Genomic DNA, 16768 nt, shown 5'->3' on the forward strand with positions numbered 1-16768 from the left:
ACATCTACAATGTCCCCGCCATGAAACTGCTGCTGATCGAAGACGATGCGCAACTGGCGCACTGGCTGGTGCAGCTGCTGCGCGAGCAGGACTTCCTGGTCGACCATGTGGCCGACGGCGGCGCGGCCGACCGCCTGCTGGCGCAATCGCACTACGACGTGGTGCTGCTGGATTTGAACCTGCCGCAGCTGTCGGGCAAAGGCGTGCTGCGCCGCATCCGCGAGCGGCAGGACGACGCTGCCGTCATCGTGCTGACGGCGTCCGCCTCGCTGGACCAGAAGGTGCAATGCCTGGAAATGGGCGCCGACGACTACCTGGTCAAACCCATCGAGGTGCGCGAACTGGTGGCGCGCATGCAGGCGCTGCTGCGGCGGCAGCGCCCCGGCAAGGCCAACGACATCACCTGCGGCGACCTGCGCTACGACCTGCGCACCCGCCAGTTCACACTGGCCGGCGCCGACCTGGCCCTGCCCCCGCGCGAGCGGCATTTGCTGGAAACGCTCATCCTGCACGCGGGCACCACGGTATCGCGCCAGGCGCTGGTGGATGGCCTTTTCGGCATCGACGAAGAAGCCAGCGCCGACGCGATCGACCTGTACGTGCACCGCCTGCGCAAGAAGCTGGAAGCCAGCAGCACCACCATCGTCACCCTGCGCGGCGTGGGCTTTCTGCTGCGCACGCGGCAGGATTGATGCGCCTGCACGCCATGACCAGCCTGCGCGTGCGACTTGTGCTGTGGCTGCTGCTGCCGCTGTCGCTGCTGGTGGCGCTGTGCGGGTGGCTGAGCTGGCGCAACGCCGCCAGCGTGGCCGACTACGTGCAAGACCACGATCTGCTGGCCTCGGCCAAGGTGCTGTCGGACCGGCTGATCTGGGAAGACAACGACGTGCGCGCCAGCGTGCCGCCGGCGGCGCTCAGCCTTTTCGTGTCGCCCGCGCACGACCAGGTCTTCCTCAGCGTGATCGGCACCGACGGGCAGGTGCTGGCGGGCAAGGCCGACTTTCCGCTGCCGCAACCGCTGGCGCTGCGCGGGCCCGACCGCGCCCAGTGGTACGACACGGCCTTGCAGGGCCTGCCGATGCGCGCCGTGGTCACGCGCCGCGCCATGTACGAAGCCGGCGGCGCACGCGAGATCACCATCGCCGTCGCCAAGACCACGCGCAGCCGCGACCAGATGCTGCAAACGCTGTGGCGCCCCACCATGGAATACCTGCTGCTGGCGCTGCTGCTGGCGGTGGTGCTCAGCACCGTGGCGCTGACCTGGGAGCTGCGACCCATCGTGCGGCTGAACCGCCAGTTGGCCGCGCGCGACCCGCTGCAGCAGGACCTGGCCCTGGACCCGCGCGGCCTGCACAACGAGTTGCGCCCGTTGACCGACACCGTCAATGCCTTTGCGCGCCAGCTGCGCGCGCATTCGCAGGCGCAACGCCGCTTCATCGCCGACGCGGCGCACCAGTTGCGCACGCCGCTGGCGCTGCAAGCCTCGCAGATCGAATTTGCGCGCTACACCCGCGCGCACCGCCAAGACTGGGACACACGGCGCGCCGACATGGACGCCATGTGGCAGCAAATGGCCAGCAGCAACCAGCGGCTGATCGCCGTGTCCAACCAGCTGCTGCTGCTGGCGCAGGCCGAGCAGGACGAAGCGCACCACCACCTGACGCCGCTGGACCTGGGCGCCGCGGCGCTGGCAGCGGTAGAGGAGCTGGCCGCGCTGGCCGACAAACGCCACATCGACCTGGGCATGGATCTGCCCGCCGAAGGCGCCCGCGTGCACATACTGGCGCAAGCCGCGCTGCTGGATGCGCTGGTCGTGAACCTGATCGACAACGCGCTGCGCTATACGCCCGAAGGCGGCCGCGTCACCATAGGCGTTCGGCAGGCTGGCAACGTGGCGGAACTGACGGTGGACGACAACGGCCCGGGCATTGCCGCCGAAGCGCGCGAGCGCGTGTTCGAGCGCTTTTACCGTGGCGAGCACACCGCCACGCCCGGCAGCGGCCTGGGCCTGGCCATCGTGCGCGAAGTGGCCCGCGCTTTTGGCGCGGAAGTCAGTTTGAGCGGCCACGCCGATGGCAACACGGGGTTGCGCGTCACCGTGCGCTTTCATGCCCCTGGCCCGCACGAGGCCGACGAAGCGGCTGCGCCTGCCGTCGGCTAACATCGCTGGATACATGCACAGTCTTTTCGCCATGGGCCTGCCCGCGGTGCCCCTGCCGGCGCCCGCACGCAGCCCCGCCCTTCCATGGGTGTGACAAGCCCCGCCACCCTCGCCTCAGATGCGCTGAAGGCCTTCGACACCGTGGTCCAGTCCACGGGCGGCTTTCGCGCGCGCGATGGGCAGCGGCGCATGGCCGAAGCGGTGGCGCTGGCCTTCAGCCAGGCGCAGTTGGGCAAGCCCGAAGCGGAAGGCGCATCCGCTGCTTCATCCAAGCCTGCTTCGGCGGTAGCGGCTTCGGCAACCGACGCACCGCAGCGTGCGATTGCCGTGGTGCAGGCGGGCACGGGCGTGGGCAAGTCGCTGGCGTACAGCGTGCCGGCCATTCAGCTGGCGCTGGCGCGCGGCACGCGGGTGCTGATTTCCACCGCCACCGTCGCGCTGCAGGAACAGCTGGTCAACAAAGACCTGCCGGCGCTGGCCAAGCAGTTGGATACGCCCTTCAAGTTCGCCCTGGCCAAGGGCCGTGGGCGCTACATCTGCAAGCTGAAGCTGGAGCGCCTGGCCAGCGGCGGCGCGCCGGGCGATGACGACCTGCCCGACGACGACCTGTTTGCCGAAGAAACCGCCGCGCAGCGCAGCGCCCGCCCCTCGTCGACCGAGACCGAAGCGCGCGTGCAGCTGTACCGCCGCATGGCCGACGTGCTGGCCGCCGGCGCCTGGGACGGCGACCGCGACACGCTGGATACACCGCCCGAGCCCGAGGTGTGGCAGCCCATTGGCGCCGAAGGCAGCTCTTGCACCGGCAAGCATTGCCCGGTGTTCAACCAGTGCACCTACTACGAGCGCCGCAAGGAACTGGTGGGCGCGCAGGTCATCGTGGCCAACCACGATCTGCTGCTGACATCGCTGGGCGCGCGCCTGCTGCCCGAGCTGGACAACTGCCTGCTGGTGATCGACGAGGCGCACCACCTGCCCAGCACCGCGCTGGAGCGCTTTGCCGGCGAGGCCGATCTGTCGCGCCTGGCCTGGATCGGCAAGCTGGCCAGCCGCGCGCTGCGCGTGGGCCAGCTGATGCAGGTCGACGACCTGGGCGAAATCCCTGAACACGCCACGCGCCTGCGCACCGCGCTGGAAGACGCCGCGCGCCTGGCCATGGACACGTACGGCGACACCCTGCGCGCCCCACGCCAGGCCTACGGCGCCAGCGCCCTGGCCCGATTTGCGCCCAGCGCCAGCAGCACGCGCGCGCGCGTCAGCGGTGGCGTGCTGCCCGCCGCGCTGGTCGATCCGTTCGCGCAGGCGGCGCACCACGCCGAAGGGCTGTTGGCGGTGCTGCGTAACATCGCCAAGGCCTTGCGCGCGGCCATGCGCGACCAGCCCAACGAGGCGCGCCGCCTGTCCACCCTGTACGCGCAACTGGGCACCCTGGCACCCCGGCTGGAGGCGGTGCACGGCACGGCGCAGCTCATGCTGCTGGAACCGGCCGAGGGCGCCCCGCCCGCAGCCAAGTGGTTCACGCTGGCGATGGACGGCGACTTCATCGTCGTGAAAGCGCACGCCAGCCCCATCCTGCCCGGCAACACGCTGCGCAACCAGCTGTGGTCGCAAGTGCGCGGCGCGGTGCTGACATCGGCCACGCTGACCAGCTGCGGCCAGTTCGACTTCTTTCTGCGCGAAGCCGGCCTGTCGGGCGACGACGCCGTGCGCACGCTGGCCGTGCCCAGCCCTTTTGACTACGCCCGCCAAGGCACGCTGGTGGCCGCCGAAACCCTGGCCGAGCCGCGCGATTTGCAGGCCTTCACCGCCGACATGGTCAGCGCGCTGCTGGGCGACTTGGCGCAGGTGAAAGCCGGCGCGCTGGTGCTGTTCACCTCGCGCGACCAGATGCGCCAGGCCACCGAACGCCTGCCCGCCAGCCTGCGCGCCGCGGTGCTGGTGCAAAACAGCCTGCCGCGCCCGCAACTGCTGCGCCAGCACCGCGAGCGCGTGGCCGCGGGCCAGCCGTCCATCATCTTCGGCATGCAGTCGTTCGGCGAAGGGCTGGACTTGCCTGGGGCGCTGTGTGAAACGCTCTTCATCACCAAGCTGCCTTTCGCCCCGCCCGACGACCCGGTGGGCGAAGCCCGCGCCGACTGGCTGCGCAGCGCCGGGCGCGACCCGTTCAGCGAGCTGGTGGTGCCCGCCACCGCCATGCGCCTGGCCCAATGGGTAGGCCGCGCCATCCGCACCGAAGACGACCGCGCGCGCGTCTTCTGCTACGACAAGCGGCTGGTGCAAACGGGCTACGGCCAGCGCCTGCTGCAGGGGCTGCCACCCTTCACGCTGGAGCGGCGCAGCGCAGCGCCATCCGCTACGGTTTAGATAGCTGCCGGCGCAGTCTGCGCGTGCGCTAGAGCCTGTTTTTTATCGATGCTTGGCCGCAAGGGCCTACGTCCTGCGGATGCCCCGTCCGCGCATCGGCCCGAGCGCCCAGCCGTGCAGCAGCAGCCAGCCGATCAATCGCGTGCGTGCTCGTCCTCGCCAGCCGCCACCCGCGCCGGCGCGCCCACCCGCGTGCACTCGCCCCCCGTCAGGCGGCAGGCGCCGTCGGCGTCCAGCCAGGGGTGGGCGTGGCCTTGGCAGCCGGTCTGGCACAGCACGTCGGTGGCGCTGACCAGCGGGGTCTGTTCGGCGCCGGTGCCGCGTGGTGCGGGCAGGTCATGGGGCGGCGGGCCGCCCAGCCCCCATGACCAGCGCGTGCACGCCAGCACGGCGCGGGCCCGCTCGCGGATCAGCGCGCGTTCCAGCGCATGGCAGCGGCATTCCGCCGTGGCGGCGCGGGCCTCGGCCAGCGCCTGCGCCTCGGCCAGCGTGGCCATTTGCTCGCTGACGCGCGCCTGCAGCACCGCCAGGTGGCGCTGCAGGCACAGGTGTTCCTGCTGGCTGAGCTGGATCGTGGCGCACGCTTTCATGGCCACGCTCTCAATGCAGCCAGGCCGCGCGCGGCGGTGCGCCTGCGCGGTCGGCCGGGGCTGCAGTGGGTGCAGCGCGCCAGTGGTCCACCAAGCGCGCCAGCACGACGCGCAGCGTGGCCGATACGTGCGGGTGGGCCGCCAGCTCCTTCAGGTTGGCGCGCACCTTGTCGCGCATCAGCTCGCGCCGGGCGCACGGGCCTTCGGTGTGTGACAGGCCGGTCATCAGCGCCAGGGTGCCGGCCAGCAGCGCTTCGACCTGGGGCAGAAGGTATTCCTCGGTACATGGGTCGGTGGGCATGCGCTCGGGTACTCCTTGGGTGGCGCTGCAACGGCTGCAGCAAGGCTTCAGTATATGCGAATGATTCTCATTTGGTAGGAAATGCCGCGCTGAATTGTTCAAAACTGTGCGCTGGATCAATGGGCGCGAAGCGCCTGCCAGGCAGCGCGGCGGCGGGTGCGATGCTGCGGCAGACGCCTTGCTCGCGCGCCGATGGGGGACTGCTCGCTTTGGCACTGACCGGGGCTGTGGATAAGTTTTGGCGCATTCAATGCTGGCGCGGGTTTCCGGGCGATTTGGGGCGTTCGGGCGTTCACGGCGGCTTTGGCGCGGAATGGGCGGCCTGGACGCTCAGAACGGCCACAATGGGCGGTTTTTGGGCTGGGGTGGGCCAGGTAGCCTGAACCGGTTTGCGGGGCGCGTGCCCCGTTTTCATAGAGGGCGGGGGCGCCCGACCGGCGTCTCGGAGGCAATCTGCCGACGGACGTGAGGTCGGACGTTGCGAGGCCGGACGCCGGCAGAACGTGCGACCTCAGGAAACTCAATGAAATCAATCGCTTGCCCGTGGGCAGACTGATTTTTGACCTGCGCAAGGTCGGACGCCCTTTAAAGCCCCGAGCCGCCCCTTTAAAACAGCGTCGCCTGCCGTCTATCCACAGGTGCCACCACGCCAGCGGCGGCCACGATGCGCTCGATTTGGTGCTCAAACCAAACCAGGAAGCCAATCGCAGTGATAAGCCCGAGGATCACGATCAGGAACGTCCTCATTGAGCGGCCCCCTGCGCCCGCTTCGCCCGATCCAGCATGGCCTTCAGCGCTTCGATCACCTTCGATGCATCGGCCGTGGGCAGGAATTTCACATCGTCCACACCGGTGCCTGTGTGGCGCCCCACGAAGATCAGCAGCGCTGCTGCACTGGCATCGCGCAGGCCGCCGACTTCGCCGATCTTCTTCCACAGCCACTTGATCTTGGCGGCCTGGTCATCTCGATCACCCGCGCGCGCCGCCACCATCGTGCACACGGAAGTCAGCCGCGCATTCGCCGTGGCGTCGCAGCAGCGGCTTGACCAGGCGGCCAGCGTGGTGCCCGGCCTGGGCAAGCAATGGCGGCGCAGCGGCAAGATTCACAGCCGCTGGAACCACGACATCATGGACGGCCAGATGGTGGCGGCGGACAAGCCCTTCCGCGTGCCCAATCCCAACGGCGGCGCAGACCTGATGCAAGGCCCGCACGACCCCAAGGCGCCCGTTGAGCAAGTCATTCACTGCGGCTGTGTGGCCATCCCGTGGATGAAAGAATGGGAGGTGCAGATACCAGGCGCCAAGCCATTCACCGCCAAGGAGCTGCAGCGCGACCCCGGCAAGGCCGAGCTGGATCGCCGGGCCAAGGCGGCGGGGTACCGGCCAGAGCCGGCAAAAAAGCCTGCAGGAGAGCCTGAGCGAGGCGCCTGATTCGGGTCGATTTGGCCCCACCGGAGGCCGGGCCGCTGGAACGCTTTAAACCTGTTCTAGGCTACATAGCCTGCAACCAGCGCCCAAAAGTCGCACTGGCGGCGATTTAAAGCGGGTTTAAAGCATCTATGCTGGCGTTGGTCCGTTGGACTTTGGCGGCGCCAACAGAGATTGCGCGCTTGGTGCTCAAACCGTCCCTGAATCAAAAATGACCCTTTTGCGTGATAACGCTCGCCTGGAACGACGCGTGTTGGATCTGGTTGGTGCCGTGAAATCCGGAACCAAGGTAGAAGACAGCCTAGTCGAACTGAAGACTGAATGGCCAGCGCCAGAGGGCGCGTTCAGACAGCTGGCCGGGCACGCCAACGCAGCGCGGGGCGACAACATTCTGTGGGTGATCGGCATCAACGAGAAGGATCGGTCGGTTCCGGGCGCAAACGGCGAGGAACTTTCGCTCTGGTGGCCGCAGGTTCAGAAGCGGTTTGAATCCACAAGCCCGGATCTGATTCGCCACCTCAACGTCCAGTTCGAGGGGGTAAGCGCTCAGGCGCTGCTATTCGGCACGGATCGCGCGCCGTATGTCGTTCACGCGTCGGTGAAACCAGAAGCCGAGGTGCCGTGGCGAGACGGAACGCGAACCAGATCTGCAAAGCGACATGAACTGCTGTCTTTGCTGGAGGCATCTACAAAGGCGATCGCAACTGAAATCATCTCAGGAAGGCTGCACTATGGTCCCGACGATGCGCTCTCAGGCACTCTGACCTTCATCATCTCGGAGACTCTAGAACAACGGATAGTGGTTCCCGTACGCAGATGCGGCTGCACTGTGCGCCAAGCAACAAAACAATGGGAGCTCGACCACTCCAACATAGCGCTACGACCATATGTCCATATGGCTAGAGTCCCGAATCCGACCGTGACACATCTTGGTGAGGCGGTTGCGATTGATGGCACGGGTCTGGTTACCGTGAATCTTCGTCTGGCAACCGCCAGCCAAATGATCGAGGAAGAACCCATTGAAATAGACTTGATCCTGCCGATCCTGCATTTACAGGATCCCCTAAGGAACGTCTGCGCAATGCGCTTTGAGATGTGCTGACGCGGAGCCGCCAAGCCAACTCGTTTTCTCAGCTTCGACAGCGCGCGGGGCGATGCCGTTTTCGACCCAGTTCCTGGGCGTTCGGCTGTTTGCAGACGCACTCATGCCTGCGCTCCCATCAACGTTCGCCGCATCATCCACAGGTTGGACAGAGCGAACAGCGTATGCAACTGCGCGGTGTTCTTGGCCAGCCCGCGGTAACGCACCTTCACGTGCCCGAACTGGCGCTTGATCACCCGGAACGGGTGCTCGACCTTGGCCCGGATGCTGGCCTTCAGGCGTTCGAGTTGGTCGGTCAGATCGTCGACGAGCTTGGTCTTGTCCAGTTCGCGGCGTTTGCCTGGACGCATGGCGATGTTCCAGCGCACGCCGGCTTTGGCATCAGGGCGCTTGTCCGCTCCTTGGTAGCCTGCGTCACCCCAGGCCTCGGTTTCTTCTCCATGCAGCAGCGTGTTGGCCTCGACCACATCGTTCACGCTGCCAGCCGTTGCGCGCACCGTGTGCACCAGGCCCGATTCGGCATCCACACCGATGTGGGCCTTCATGCCAAAGTACCACTGGTTGCCTTTCTTGCTCTGCTTCATCTGCGGGTCGCGCTCGCCCGAGGCGTTCTTGGTCGAGCTGGGCGCGGCGATCAACGTGGCGTCCACCACCGTGCCGGCGCGCAGCATCAGGCCTTTGGCTCCCAGCAGCTCGTTGACCAGCGCCAGGATCTGGGCGCTGAGCTTGTGTTCCTCCAACAGCCGGCGGAATCGAAGGATCGTGGTCTCGTCGGGCACCGGTGTGTCCCAGTTCAAGCCTGCGAACTCGCGGAACAAAGGCACGTCGTGCAGCGACTCTTCCATCGCCGGATCGCTCAGCGTGAACCACTGTTGCATGAAATGGATGCGCAGCATCGTCTCCACGGCAAACGGTGGACGACCGCGCTTGCCTTCAGGCGCATAGGGCGTGATCAGGGTAACCAAGGCCGCCCACGGCACCACACGTTCCATTTCTGCGAGGAACTCGCGCTTGCGTGTGCGCTTGGTCGTCAGGTTCAGGCCCAGGTCCGCTTGCTTCATGGCGTCAATTGTCTTCGCGCTCCCGCGCCGATCAGCACATCGAGGCTCGATTTACGCAGACCTTCCCTAAAGCTACACGCTGTTGGGACACATGATCCTTACAACGCAGCCTCGGGTTCGCACTGGACTTTGCGAGAAAAATAACCGAACGGCGCTCAGATGCTGGCATCAACGCAGCATTCGGTAGCGGCCTGGAAACCTCTCTCAACCACAGGCCGACACACGTCGGCCTTAGTTTTTTGTACCCCCCTCGGCACAGTCACTCCGTCCGTAATCGCCGCGCCATGCGGCCTACACCGATGGAGTGCACATGTCCGACGACAAGACCAAAGACCAGGCCGCTGCTGGCCTTTTCAGTAAGGAAGATTTCACGCGGTTGGCGGGCTTGTTGGGGGTTTTAAAAGGGAAGTTCATCCTGAGCCTGAACGACACATCGGGCGTGCGCGAGGTGCTTTCAGGGTTCCGGATTGAGGCTTTAAAGACGCGCTACAGCATCAATTCGAACAAGACGCAGGAAGCATCAGAGGTGCTGATCAGCAACTTTCGGACGTGATCCGAATGGGTGGCGCGGTTTAAACCGGGGTCGGAGAGGGCGACCAAGTTGTCCACAGGCCGGCTGGGACGGTGGAAAGTGCGCCAAAACTCGCGTTAATTAGCGCCAAAGCCGGCGTGATTTAGCGCCAAAGCGCGCGGCGCGCCATCCGCCGATCACCGAAGCGGCGCCCTGACCCGCGGGCGACTGCCCACCAGCCATCACCCCGCAACACGCCCGCCATAATCAGCTGCACTTTCAACCAGCGGCCTGGCAGCAACACGGCGCCGCTCACACAACAGGAGACTGGCTTCATGCACATCAAGGACAAGGTATTCATCGTCACCGGCGGCGCTTCGGGCCTGGGCGAAGGCACGGCGCGCATGCTGGCGCGCGAGGGCGCCAAGGTCGTCATCGCCGACATGCAGGTTGAAAAAGGCGAAGCGGTGGCCAAGGACATTGGCGGCGCCTTCGTGAAGTGCGACGTGAGCAGCGAAGCCGACGGCCAGGCCGTGGTGGACAAGGCGACGTCGCTGGGCAAGCTGGCGGGCCTGGTCAACTGCGCCGGCATCGCCCCCGCCGAAAAAACGGTGGGCAAGAACGGCGCGCACAAGCTGGACGTGTTCACCAAGACCATCATGGTCAACCTGGTGGGCACCTTCAACATGATTCGCATGGCCGCCGCCGCCATGGCGCAGAACGAGCCTGAAAGCACCGGCGAGCGCGGGGTGCTGATCAGCACCGCCAGCGTGGCCGCGTACGACGGGCAGATCGGCCAGGCCGCCTACAGCGCCAGCAAGGGCGGCGTGGTGGGCATGACGCTGCCCATCGCGCGCGATTTGTCGCGCAACGGCATTCGCAACATGACCATCGCCCCCGGCATTTTCGGCACGCCGATGCTGTTCACCATGCCGCAAGATGTGCAGGACGCGCTGGCCGCCGGCGTGCCCTTCCCCAGCCGCCTTGGCACGCCGGAAGACTACGCCAAGCTGGTCAAGCACATCGTTGAAAACGACATGCTGAACGGCGAGGTGATCCGCCTGGACGGCGCCATTCGCCTGGCGCCGAAGTAAGTCGCTGGCGGAGCGCCCAAACCTTACGCCGCACGCGCCCACACGCAACGCAGCCCATGTCCACACGCCCTGAGACGCGGGATTTCCTGCTCGACCAGCTGGGCGACTTGCCCGGTCTGCGCACGCGGCGCATGTTCGGCGAATACTGCGTGTACGTGGACGACAAGCCGGTGGCCTTCGTCTGCGATGACCAGCTGTACGTCAAGCCCACGCCCGCGGGCCAGGCGCTGCTGCCAGAGCCGGTGTGGGGCAAGTTCTACGACAAGGCCAGGCCGCACCTGCTGCTGAGCGCCGACCGCTGGGACGACCGCGACCTGCTGCGCGCCTTGCTGATGGCCACGGCCGAAGCGCTGCCCCGGCCCCAGCCGCCGGGCGCGCGGCGCAAAGCCAAGGCGTTGCCCGATGCACCCGGCGCCGCATCAGGCCGCCGCCGAGCAGCCGCTGGGGCCAAGGCATCGGCAGCCATCAAGACGCCCCAAGCGGCCAAATCCAAAGCGGCCAAGGTTTCTGCGGCCAAGCCGCCAAAGACGGTAACAGCGGGCCAAGCAGCCCCGAGCACCCGCCCGCGCAAGCCGGCGATGTAGGCCGGATCGACGGGAAGCATCGCCTGATCGCGCAGGCGCATGCGCGGACTCCTGTGCCCTAACAACTACGCTTTTGATAGCTGCCAGCGCTGGCGGCGCCTGCGCCAGAGGCTGATTTGACCTAGAAGCGCCTCACCCCCCAATTTCCGCGCGCTAATATGCCCTTCACCCATTCCAAGAAGGAGCTCCCATGCAACCCACACGCCTTTTTGCCCTGAGCGCCGTGGCGCTGGCCGCGCTGTTGGCTGGCTGTGCCAGCAGCGGCCCGTTCAACTACACCGCGCCCAACCTGCCCGCCCAGCCAGAGGGCGCGTCCGGCTGGACGGACAAGCCCGGCTGGGCGACCGAGAAGTTCGCCGTCGCCGCCGCCAACCCCTTGGCCACCGACGCGGGCTACCAGGTGCTGAAGGCAGGCGGCTCGGCCGTGGATGCCGCCATCGCCGTGCAAATGGTGCTGGGCCTGGTCGAGCCGCAATCCAGCGGCATCGCGGGCGGCGCTTTCCTGATGCTGTCCACCGGGCGCGAGGTGGAAGCCTGGGACGGCCGCGAAACCGCGCCCGCCGCTGCGGATGAAAAGCTGTTCCTGCAGGCCGACGGCAAGCCGATGCCCTTCCCCGAAGCCGTGGTGGGCGGCCGCTCGGTGGGCGTGCCCGGCGCCGTGCGCATGCTGGAGGCCGCGCACAAGGCGCACGGCAAACTGGCCTGGGCGGATTTGTTCAAGCCCGCCGTTGACCTGGCCGAGCGCGGCTTTCAAGTCAGCCCGCGCCTGAACACGCTGCTGCAATCCGAAAAATTCCTGAAGAACGACCCCGTTGCCGCCAAGTACTTTTACGACGCCAGCGGCCAGCCCTGGCCGGTGGGCCACGTGCTGAAGAACCCCGAATACGCCGAAGTGCTGCGCGGCATTGCGGCGCGCGGCTCGGTCGCGCTGCTGGAAGGGCCCGTGGCGCAGGCCATCGTCAACAAGGTCAACCAACACCCCACCAACCCCGGCAAGCTCAGCATGGCCGACTTGGCCGGCTACCAGCCCAAGCGCCGCACCGCGCTGTGCCACGATTTGCTGTCGCAGGCCAACCAGCAGACTTACCAGGTTTGTGGCTTTCCGCCGCCTTCTTCCGGCGCGATTGCGGTGGGGCAAATCCTGGGCATCCTGGGGCAAACGCCGGGCGCGCGGCTCAAGCCCGATGCGGCTGGCCTGCCCACCGCCGACTGGCTGTACTTCTACAACGAAGCCGCGCGCCTGGCCTTTGCCGACCGCGCGCAGTACGTGGCCGACCCCGACTTCGTACAGCCGCCCGGCGGCAGCTGGTCCACCCTGCTGGCCCCCGGCTACCTGGCCGACCGCGCCAAGCTGATCGGCGCGCAAAGCATGAAGGTGGGGCAACCCGGCCAGCCCGGCGCGGCGAAAACCAGCTACGCGCCCATGGCCAACCAGATCGAGTACGGCACCAGCCACATCAGCATCGTCGATGCCGACGGTAACGCGCTGGCGATGACGACGACCATCGAAGACCAGTTTGGCTCGCGCCAGATGGTGACCACCAACCCCGCGCGCAGCGGCGGCTTTTTGCTGAACAACGAGCTGACCGATTTCAGCTTCGCCCCCGCCGACGCGCAGGGCCGCCCCATCGCCAACCGGGTGCAGCCGGGCAAGCGCCCCCGCTCGTCCATGTCGCCCACGCTGGTGTTTGAAAAAGCGGCCGACGGCCAGCGCGGCCCGCTGGTGATGAGCGCCGGCAGTCCCGGCGGCGCGCTGATCATTCACTACACCGCCAAGACGCTGAACGGCGTGCTGAACTGGGGCATGACGCCGCAGCAGGCCATCGACCTGCCCAACTTCGGCAACACCAACGGCCCGACGATGCTGGAAGAGAAGAAATTCCCGCCCGCCACCGTCGAAGCCCTGCGCGTGCGCGGCGCCGAAGTGCGCGAGATGAACATGACCAGCGGCCTGCAGGCCATCACCCGCACCGAGATCCACGGCAAGAAACTCTGGCTGGGCGGCGCCGACCCGCGCCGCGAAGGCGTGGTGATGGGCGACTGACGGGCCCCGGCGGGCCACGCTGCCGCCACCGCCGGGCTGCTGCCGGCGCGCGGTTTCACCGGCCAAGGTGCGCGCGCGTGGCCCGCTTTGACCCTTGAACAGCGGGTAGACAACGGGTAGGCAGCGGACAAACAGCGGATACACAGCCGGCGCAGCGGCCCATCTGATCTGGTCGGCGCCGCGCCGTGGCAGCTTGCGAATACCCCAGTTAGCGAATCAAACAGGCCGCCAGCGCTTACCGCACCAGCGCTGACAGCTATGTAAAATATAGCGATTCTCGATTTCGCCTGCAGTGCCCTGTTTGGGCGGGCCGCCGCTGGTCATATGCACCCCAATTCATAAGGGTTTTCGCAACGTGGCCACCACGGCTGAAGTCGTAGACTTGACACAAACCGTGCGCTTACCCCGGGGGAGTTCCGAGGTACAGCCTCGAACAACAGGAGTTAACCACGATGGACATGAACAGACGGCAGTTCTTCCGCGTCAGCGGAGCAGGACTGGCGGCCTCCAGCCTCGTCGCGCTGGGCTTTTCGCCCACCGCCGCACTGGCTGAAACGCGGCAATACAAGCTGGCCGCCGCGACCGAAACCCGCAACAACTGCACTTACTGCTCGGTGGGCTGCGGCCTGCTGATGTACAGCCTGGGCGACCGCGCGCGCAACGCCTTGGGCGACGTGATCCACATCGAGGGCGACCCCGATCACCCGGTCAGCCGCGGCAGCCTGTGTCCCAAAGGCGCCGGCTTGCTGGACTTCGTCCACTCGCCAGACCGCCTGAAGTACCCCGAGGTGCGCGAGCCGGGTACCAACGAATGGAAGCGCATCAGCTGGGACGAGGCGATGACCCGCATCGCCGGCCTGCTGAAGGCCGACCGCGATGCGAACTTCATCCCGACCAACGCGGCCGGGCAAACCGTCAACCGCTGGCTTACCACCGGCATGCTGGCCGCATCGGCCTCCTCCAACGAAGCTGGCTACATCACCCACAAGGTGATGCGCAGCATGGGGATATTGGTATTCGATAACCAGGCACGTGTTTGACACGGCCCGACGGTAGCCGGTCTGGCTCCGACGTTTGGCCGAGGCGCGATGACCAACCACTGGGAGGACATCAAGAACGCCGACATGGTTCTCGTGATGGGGGGTAACGCCGCAGAGGCGCACCCGGTAGGTTTCAAGTGGGCGATCGAAGCCCGCAACTTCAACAAAGCCAAGCTGGTCGTGGTGGATCCGCGCTATACGCGCTCGGCCGCGATGAGCGACTTTTACGCCCCCGTTCGGGCGGGGTCTGACATTGCCTTCCTGGGCGGGGTGATCAACTACCTGCTCAGCAACAACAAGATCCAGACCGAGTACGTGCGCCACTACACCAACGCCCCATTCATCGTGGGCGAGGCGTACAGCTTCAACGAAGGCATCTTCAGCGGCTACGACGAGGCCAAGCGCAGCTACGACCCGTCCAGCTGGACCTATGAGAAGGGCGAAGACGGTTTCGCCAAGGTCGACATGACGATGGAGCACCCTCGTTGCGTCTTCCAGCTGCTCAAGAAGCACTACGCCAGCTACACCCCGGCGCTGGTCAACAAGGTCTGCGGCACCAAAGAGGCGGATTTCCTCAAGGTCTGCGAGTACATCGCCGCCACGGCCGTGCCCGAGCGGACGATGACCATCCTGTACGCACTGGGCTGGACACAGCACAGCACGGGCGCCGAAATGCTGCGCGCGGGCGCACTGATGCAGCTGCTGCTGGGCAACATTGGCGTGGCCGGCGGGGGCATGAACGCCCTGCGCGGGCACAGCAACATCCAGGGCCTGACGGACCTGGGCCTGCTGTCGACCAACCTGCCGGGCTACATGTCGCTGGCGCGCGATGCCGAACAGGACTTCGCCAAGTACCTGGACGTGCGCTCGACCAAGCCGCTGCGACCCAACCAGACCAGCTACTGGCAGAACTATCCCAAGTTCTTTATCAGCCAGCAGAAAGCCTGGTGGGGCGACAAAGCCACGGCCGACAACAACTGGGTGTACGACTACCTGCCCAAGTACGACACGATGTACGACATCCTGCGTGCGTTCGAGATGATGAACCAGGGCAAGATGAACGGCTACATCTGCCAGGGCTTCAACCCGGTGGCCTCCTTCCCCAACAAGAAGAAGATCATCGCCGGGCTGTCCAAGCTGAAGTTCCTGGTCACGATGGACCCGCTGAACACCGAGACATCGGAGTTCTGGAAGAACCACGGCGACTACAACGACGTCAAGACGGCCGAAATCCAGACCACGGTGTTCCGGCTTCCCTCGACCTGCTTCGCTGAGGATCAAGGCTCGATCACCAACTCCAGCCGCTGGCTGCAATGGCACGAGAAGGCGGCCCCGCCCCCCGGCGAGGCCAGGACCGACATCGACATCATGGCGGAGCTGTTCGTGCGCCTGCGTGCGATGTACCGCAAGGATGGCGGCGCGTTCCCTGACCCGGTTGTCAACCTGAACTGGTCGTACAAGGTTCCGCACATGCCGGGCGCCGACGAGCTGGCCAAGGAATACAACGGCAAGGCGCTGGTCGATCTGACCGATCCGAAGGACCCGACCAAGGTGTTGGTGAAAGCGGGCGAGCAGCTGAGCAGCTTTGCGCAGCTGCGCGACGACGGCACCACCGCCAGCGGCTGCTGGGTGTACTGCGGCGCCTGGACGCAGGCGGGCAACCAGATGGCCCGCCGCGACAACAGCGACCCGTGGCACATCGGCCAGACCCCTGGCTGGGCTTGGGCCTGGCCGGTCAACCGGCGCATTCTCTACAACGGTGCGTCCGTGAACCCCGCCACCGGCAAGCCCTGGCGCGCCGACAAGCCGCTGGTGAGCTGGAACGGCAAGAGCTGGGTGGGTTCCGACGTTCCCGACATCGGCCTGACGGCAGACCCCACTGCGCCCGACGCCGTGCGGCCTTTCATCATGACCGGTGAAGGCGTGGCGCGCCTGTTCGCGCCCACGGGCATGGCCGAAGGCCCCCTGCCCACGCACTACGAGCCGTTCGAGACGCCTTTTGAGTCCAACCCCGTCTACAAAGACCCGCGTGCCAAGTCCAACCCGGCTGCGCGCGTCTTCAAGGGCGACATGGAGGCCTTTGGCAAACCGAAGGATTTCCCGTACACCGCGACCAGCTACCGCTTGACTGAGCACTTCCACTACTGGACGAAGCACTCCAAGCTCAACGCCATCATCCAGCCGCAGCAATTCGTTGAAATCAGCGAAGCGCTTGCCAAGGAAAAAGGCATCGGGCACGGCGACTGGGTCAAGGTCTCGTCCAACCGCGGCTACATCAAGGCCGTGGCGGTGGTGACCAAGCGCATTCCCGTTCTGGACTGCGGCGGCCAGAAGGTGCACACGGTGGGCCTGCCCAACCATTGGGGCTTTGTGGGCCAGACCAAGCAGGGCTACCTGGTGAACACGCTGACCCCGTTCGTGGGCGATGCCAACACCCAGACGCCTGAGTACAAGTCGTTCACCGTGAACATCGAGAAAGCTTGAGGAGCCA

At 66.2% G+C, this 16768-nt stretch carries 15 protein-coding genes; 10 read left to right on the forward strand and 5 right to left on the reverse strand.

Features of this window, described 5'->3' with window-relative positions; genetic code table 11:
* Window positions 1–20: 20 nt before the first annotated feature.
* The 3 genes from C6570_RS13005 (at window position 21) to dinG (ending at window position 4522) form a co-directional block, all read left to right on the forward strand.
* Window positions 21–692, forward strand: a complete 672-nt coding sequence (locus C6570_RS13005) for a response regulator transcription factor (protein WP_106703597.1) — start codon at window positions 21–23, stop codon at window positions 690–692.
* Window positions 693–706: 14 nt separating this feature from the next.
* Window positions 707–2161 carry a sensor histidine kinase gene (locus C6570_RS13010; RefSeq protein ID WP_164675544.1) on the forward strand — a complete coding sequence of 485 codons (1455 nt, stop codon included), beginning with the start codon at window positions 707–709 and terminating at the stop codon, window positions 2159–2161.
* 84 nt (window positions 2162–2245) lie between these two features.
* Window positions 2246–4522 (forward strand): ATP-dependent DNA helicase DinG, encoded by a 2277-nt coding sequence (gene dinG, locus C6570_RS13015; RefSeq protein ID WP_106703599.1) that lies wholly within the window; start codon window positions 2246–2248, stop codon window positions 4520–4522.
* Window positions 4523–4656: 134 nt separating this feature from the next.
* On the opposite strand, the gene C6570_RS13020 is transcribed toward dinG, so the two are convergent.
* The 4 genes from C6570_RS13020 to C6570_RS13030 all read right to left on the reverse strand — a co-directional run bounded on the left by C6570_RS13020 (window position 4657) and on the right by C6570_RS13030 (window position 6405).
* Window positions 4657–5112 carry a hypothetical protein gene (locus C6570_RS13020; RefSeq protein WP_106703600.1) on the reverse strand — a complete coding sequence of 152 codons (456 nt, stop codon included), beginning with the start codon at window positions 5110–5112 and terminating at the stop codon, window positions 4657–4659.
* 10 nt (window positions 5113–5122) lie between these two features.
* Complete coding sequence (locus tag C6570_RS13025) at window positions 5123–5413, reverse strand: hypothetical protein (RefSeq protein WP_106703601.1); 291 nt, start codon at window positions 5411–5413, stop codon at window positions 5123–5125.
* Between the two features lie 606 nt (window positions 5414–6019).
* Entirely contained in the window at window positions 6020–6160 is a 141-nt protein-coding gene (locus tag C6570_RS18190) for a hypothetical protein (protein WP_164675545.1), read from the reverse strand.
* The gene (locus tag C6570_RS13030; RefSeq protein ID WP_106704689.1) at window positions 6157–6405 is read right to left on the reverse strand and encodes a phage protein GemA/Gp16 family protein; all 249 of its coding nucleotides are present in this window, start codon (window positions 6403–6405) and stop codon (window positions 6157–6159) included. The genes C6570_RS18190 and C6570_RS13030 overlap by 4 nt, the downstream gene beginning before the upstream one ends.
* 1 nt (window position 6406) lies before the next feature.
* Here C6570_RS13030 and C6570_RS13035 point away from each other — a divergent pair, with 1 nt between their 5' ends.
* Together C6570_RS13035 and C6570_RS13040 are read left to right on the forward strand one after the other, a co-directional pair.
* The gene (locus C6570_RS13035) at window positions 6407–6844 is read left to right on the forward strand and encodes a hypothetical protein (RefSeq protein WP_211297599.1); all 438 of its coding nucleotides are present in this window, start codon (window positions 6407–6409) and stop codon (window positions 6842–6844) included.
* A gap of 208 nt (window positions 6845–7052) precedes the next feature.
* Window positions 7053–7943: a hypothetical protein gene (locus C6570_RS13040; RefSeq protein ID WP_123812264.1), complete on the forward strand. Its 891-nt coding sequence runs from the start codon at window positions 7053–7055 to the stop codon at window positions 7941–7943.
* Window positions 7944–8044: 101 nt separating this feature from the next.
* On the opposite strand, the gene C6570_RS13045 is transcribed toward C6570_RS13040, so the two are convergent.
* Window positions 8045–9004: an IS5 family transposase gene (locus C6570_RS13045; RefSeq protein WP_106703603.1), complete on the reverse strand. Its 960-nt coding sequence runs from the start codon at window positions 9002–9004 to the stop codon at window positions 8045–8047.
* Between the two features lie 310 nt (window positions 9005–9314).
* Between C6570_RS13045 and C6570_RS13050 the strand changes: the two genes are divergently transcribed.
* The 5 genes from C6570_RS13050 (at window position 9315) to fdnG (ending at window position 16761) form a co-directional block, all read left to right on the forward strand.
* Window positions 9315–9557 carry a DNA adenine methylase gene (locus tag C6570_RS13050; protein WP_106703604.1) on the forward strand — a complete coding sequence of 81 codons (243 nt, stop codon included), beginning with the start codon at window positions 9315–9317 and terminating at the stop codon, window positions 9555–9557.
* A 293-nt stretch (window positions 9558–9850) separates the two neighbouring features.
* Window positions 9851–10609: a 3-hydroxyacyl-CoA dehydrogenase gene (locus tag C6570_RS13055; protein WP_106703605.1), complete on the forward strand. Its 759-nt coding sequence runs from the start codon at window positions 9851–9853 to the stop codon at window positions 10607–10609.
* Between the two features lie 56 nt (window positions 10610–10665).
* Window positions 10666–11193 (forward strand): TfoX/Sxy family protein, encoded by a 528-nt coding sequence (locus C6570_RS18295; protein WP_106703606.1) that lies wholly within the window; start codon window positions 10666–10668, stop codon window positions 11191–11193.
* A 190-nt stretch (window positions 11194–11383) separates the two neighbouring features.
* A complete protein-coding gene (locus C6570_RS13065) occupies window positions 11384–13237 on the forward strand; it encodes a gamma-glutamyltransferase family protein (RefSeq protein ID WP_106703607.1) in 1854 nt (617 codons plus the stop codon).
* A gap of 452 nt (window positions 13238–13689) precedes the next feature.
* Window positions 13690–16761 carry a formate dehydrogenase-N subunit alpha gene (gene fdnG, locus C6570_RS13075; protein ID WP_164675546.1) on the forward strand — a complete coding sequence of 1024 codons (3072 nt, stop codon included), beginning with the start codon at window positions 13690–13692 and terminating at the stop codon, window positions 16759–16761.
* The last annotated feature ends 7 nt before the right edge of the window (window positions 16762–16768 follow it).

Origin of the sequence: Ottowia oryzae (assembly GCF_003008535.1) — a bacterium.
Lineage (GTDB): Bacteria > Pseudomonadota > Gammaproteobacteria > Burkholderiales > Burkholderiaceae_C > Ottowia > Ottowia oryzae.

Bases quoted from the DNA above. Each gene is read 5' to 3' on its own strand.
- C6570_RS13005 (WP_106703597.1), top strand. From the start codon at position 21: ATGAAACTGCTGCTGATCGAAGACGATGCGCAACTGGCGCACTGGCTG.
- C6570_RS13010 (WP_164675544.1), top strand. From the start codon at position 707: ATGACCAGCCTGCGCGTGCGACTTGTGCTGTGGCTGCTGCTGCCGCTG.
- dinG (WP_106703599.1), top strand. From the start codon at position 2,246: ATGGGTGTGACAAGCCCCGCCACCCTCGCCTCAGATGCGCTGAAGGCC.
- C6570_RS13020 (WP_106703600.1), bottom strand. From the start codon at position 5,112: ATGAAAGCGTGCGCCACGATCCAGCTCAGCCAGCAGGAACACCTGTGC.
- C6570_RS13025 (WP_106703601.1), bottom strand. From the start codon at position 5,413: ATGCCCACCGACCCATGTACCGAGGAATACCTTCTGCCCCAGGTCGAA.
- C6570_RS18190 (WP_164675545.1), bottom strand. From the start codon at position 6,160: ATGAGGACGTTCCTGATCGTGATCCTCGGGCTTATCACTGCGATTGGC.
- C6570_RS13030 (WP_106704689.1), bottom strand. From the start codon at position 6,405: ATGGTGGCGGCGCGCGCGGGTGATCGAGATGACCAGGCCGCCAAGATC.
- C6570_RS13040 (WP_123812264.1), top strand. From the start codon at position 7,053: ATGACCCTTTTGCGTGATAACGCTCGCCTGGAACGACGCGTGTTGGAT.
- C6570_RS13045 (WP_106703603.1), bottom strand. From the start codon at position 9,004: ATGAAGCAAGCGGACCTGGGCCTGAACCTGACGACCAAGCGCACACGC.
- C6570_RS13050 (WP_106703604.1), top strand. From the start codon at position 9,315: ATGTCCGACGACAAGACCAAAGACCAGGCCGCTGCTGGCCTTTTCAGT.
- C6570_RS13055 (WP_106703605.1), top strand. From the start codon at position 9,851: ATGCACATCAAGGACAAGGTATTCATCGTCACCGGCGGCGCTTCGGGC.
- C6570_RS18295 (WP_106703606.1), top strand. From the start codon at position 10,666: ATGTCCACACGCCCTGAGACGCGGGATTTCCTGCTCGACCAGCTGGGC.
- C6570_RS13065 (WP_106703607.1), top strand. From the start codon at position 11,384: ATGCAACCCACACGCCTTTTTGCCCTGAGCGCCGTGGCGCTGGCCGCG.